Source organism: Streptomyces sp. NPDC060028 (genome assembly GCF_042736725.1).
Taxonomy (GTDB): Bacteria; Actinomycetota; Actinomycetes; order Streptomycetales; family Streptomycetaceae; genus Streptomyces.
This window is the reverse complement of record NZ_JBHWVJ010000034.1, coordinates 1-2,895: the sequence shown is the minus strand read 5'-3', so window position 1 is coordinate 2,895 and position 2,895 is coordinate 1. Positions and strand designations below refer to the sequence as shown.

The following is a 2,895-nucleotide window of genomic DNA, read 5'->3' as shown; positions in this document are numbered from 1 at the left end:
ACCATTACATTTTTCGTGGGACTGTTGTTTTTTTTATACCGCCCGGGGACCTCTGGGGGGGCCCGGGTCGGGTCTAAACTCAACCGGGGGGCCGGGGGGCCCCCCCCCCCCCCGGGGGGGCGCCCCTCGCGTGTCTCTACGGTCATGGAACTCGAGAAGGCGCAGCCGCCACGGCCTCCGCAGGGCGAAGGCTGCCTGGTCGGGGTCGTGCGGATACCCGTGAAGATCGTGGCGGTGCTGCTCGTGCTGCCCGTACGGGTGGTCTGGGACCTGCTCGTCGCCCTCGCCCGACTGCTGAACCGGCACGTCCTCGGGCCGACGGGACAGGGGCTGCGCTGGTTCCACGGGCACGTCCTGCGTCCGGTGCTGCGCGCACTCGGCCGGGCCGTGGCGACCCTCCTGAAGCTGGTCTTCGTCTGGCCGTGGGTCGGCCTGTGGCGCCACGTCCTGACTCCCGCCGGCCGGGGCCTGGCGTGGCTGGTGCGCGCGGTGGGCACGTACCTCCTGAGTCCCGCCTGGCAGGGCCTTGCCTGGCTGGGCCGCGCGGCGATCACGTACGTGCTGAGTCCCGCCTGGCAGGGCCTGGTGTGGCTGGGCCGCGCGGTGATCACGTACGTGCTGAGTCCCGCCTGGCAGGGCTTGGTGTGGCTGGGCGGCGCGGTGATCACGTACGTGCTGCGGCCGCTGGGCGACGGGCTCGACCGGGCGCTGCGCGCGGTGGGCCGCCATCTGCTCCTCCCGCTGGCCAAGGGCGTCGCCTGGGTCGGCTGGGCGCTCGGGATGGCGCTGTTCGTATGGCCCTGGACCGCACTGTGGCGCCACGTCCTGGCACCCGGCGGCAACGCGTTCCTGCGCCACCTGCTCAGGCCCGCAGCGCTCGGGACCGCCTGGCTGGCGACCCGGCTCTACGCCCACGTCCTCACCCCCGTCGGACGTCACGTCCTGGCCCCCGCCGGGCGCGCGATCGTCTGGTTCGTGCCGCGTGTGCTCACGTCCGTGTTCGTATGGCCGTGGGTCGGGCTGTGGCGGTACGTGCTCGTGCCCCTCGGGCAGGGCATCGCCTGGGTGGCGCGCGGCGTCGCCGTCGCGGTGGCGTGGCTCGGCCGGGCGCTGTTCGTATGGCCCTGGGCCGGGCTGTGGCGGTACGTCGTCGTGCCGGTCGCGGGGGCGCTGTACCGGTACGTGCTGACGCCGCTCGCCCGGGCGGCCGGGTGGGTCGTCCGGGGGGTGTACGGCTACGTGCTCGCGCCGCTCGGGCGACTGCTGGTCAGCGCCTGGCACCTGGCCGGGCGGGCCGGCCGGGCCATCGGCCGCGGGCTCGTGTGGCTGTGGCGCGGTCTCGTCGCGCGGCCCTGCGCCTGGGCCTACCGGCAGGTCGCCACTCCCGTCGGGCACGTCGTCCGCGAGGTCTGGCGGACCGCCCGCGCGGCGGTGCGGGAGGCGCGGGCCGAGGTGCGAAGGGTGCTGTTCGGCGGGCCGCCCCGGGAACCGGCAAGGTCACGGGCGCGTACTCTGGGTAGTACGACAGCCGCAGGCAACACGCCCGCCCCGCCGATACCAGCGAGCCCCCTGCACAAGCAGGTGTGAGCCGGCGGGCACGGTGTGGCCCGTCGGCTCCACAGACCTCAGGGCGACGCGCGAGCCGCGAAGCCCCGCACAAGGAGAAGAACCACTGGGCAAGCGACAGCCCGAAGGCCCGCCTCCCGCACCGGTGGTGCAGCGCATCCGTCTGCGCTACACCAAGCGCGGCCGCCTCCGGTTCACCAGCCACCGGGACTTCCAGCGCGCCTTCGAGCGGGCCCTGCGCCGCTCGGAGGTGCCCATGGCGTACTCGGCGGGCTTCACCCCGCACCCCCGCGTCTCGTACGCGAACGCCGCCCCGACCGGGACCGGCAGCGAGGCCGAATACCTGGAGATCGCCCTCGCCGCACCCCGCGACCCCGCGAAGCTCCGCGAACTGCTCGACGAGTCGATGCCCCTCGGCCTCGACATCATCGACGCCGTCGAAGCCCGCACCTCGGGCCTCGCCGACCGCCTGACCGCCTCCGTCTGGGAGCTGCGCCTGGACGGCGTGGAGCACGCGGACGCCGAGCGCGCCGTGGCCGCCTTCCTCGCCGCGGAGGCCGTGGAGGTCCAGCGCCGCACCAAGAACGGCATGCGGACCTTCGACACCCGGGGCGCCGTGGTCAGTCTGGAAGCGGTTCCCGCACCGGCTGATAGGCCCCTGGACAATGCTTGTGCGATACTGCGGCTGGTTGTTCGGCATCTGACACCTGCCGTGCGACCCGACGACGTCCTGTCCGGTCTCCGAGCTGTGGCCGACCTGGCGCCGCCGGTCCCCGCAGCGGTGACCAGGCTGGCGCAGGGGCTCTTCGACGAGGAGTCCGGCACGGTGACCGACCCGCTCGCGCCCGACCGCGAGGCTGTCACGGCCGCCCCACCCACGGCCGCCGTAGCCGCCGACGCGAAGGCGCCGGAAGGTCCCGCCGCGTAAGGATCGTCGTCGTCGCGCAGCCCTGGCACTCGGGAGCCACCTGGGTCGGGCCGCGCACTGACCTGAAGACTTCCGCCAGGCCGTACGGACAACACGTACGGAACCGGCGGCCATGAACTGAGCTCCCGTGTGGCGAACGCGCCCCGGAGGCCGGTTCCGCGCTCGTGCAGGCGGAACCGTGCCGGACCGGAAGTCAGCCGCGGCGCCCGGGAGCGTGACGGGAGAACCCCGCATGCTGGGCAACGAAAACGACAACACCACCACCGCAGGCGCCGACAGCGGCAGCCCGAGCGACAACCTGCCTCCGCGCAGGCGTCGCCGCGCCGCTTCCCGGCCCGCCGGCCCGCCCGGCGCCCGAGCCGTTGCCCCTGCCCGAGGTCGAGGTCGCCCCCGAGCCGGTC

At 74.1% G+C, this 2,895-nt stretch carries 2 protein-coding genes; both read left to right on the top strand.

From position 1 onward, the window contains the following. Positions 1–144: 144 nt before the first annotated feature. Positions 145–1,587: a hypothetical protein gene (locus ACFWBF_RS18705; protein ID WP_385602667.1), complete on the top strand. Its 1,443-nt coding sequence runs from the start codon at positions 145–147 to the stop codon at positions 1,585–1,587. 127 nt (positions 1,588–1,714) lie between these two features. Then, positions 1,715–2,494 (top strand): TIGR03936 family radical SAM-associated protein, encoded by a 780-nt coding sequence (locus tag ACFWBF_RS18700; protein WP_385602664.1) that lies wholly within the window; start codon positions 1,715–1,717, stop codon positions 2,492–2,494. Positions 2,495–2,895 lie beyond the last annotated feature (401 nt).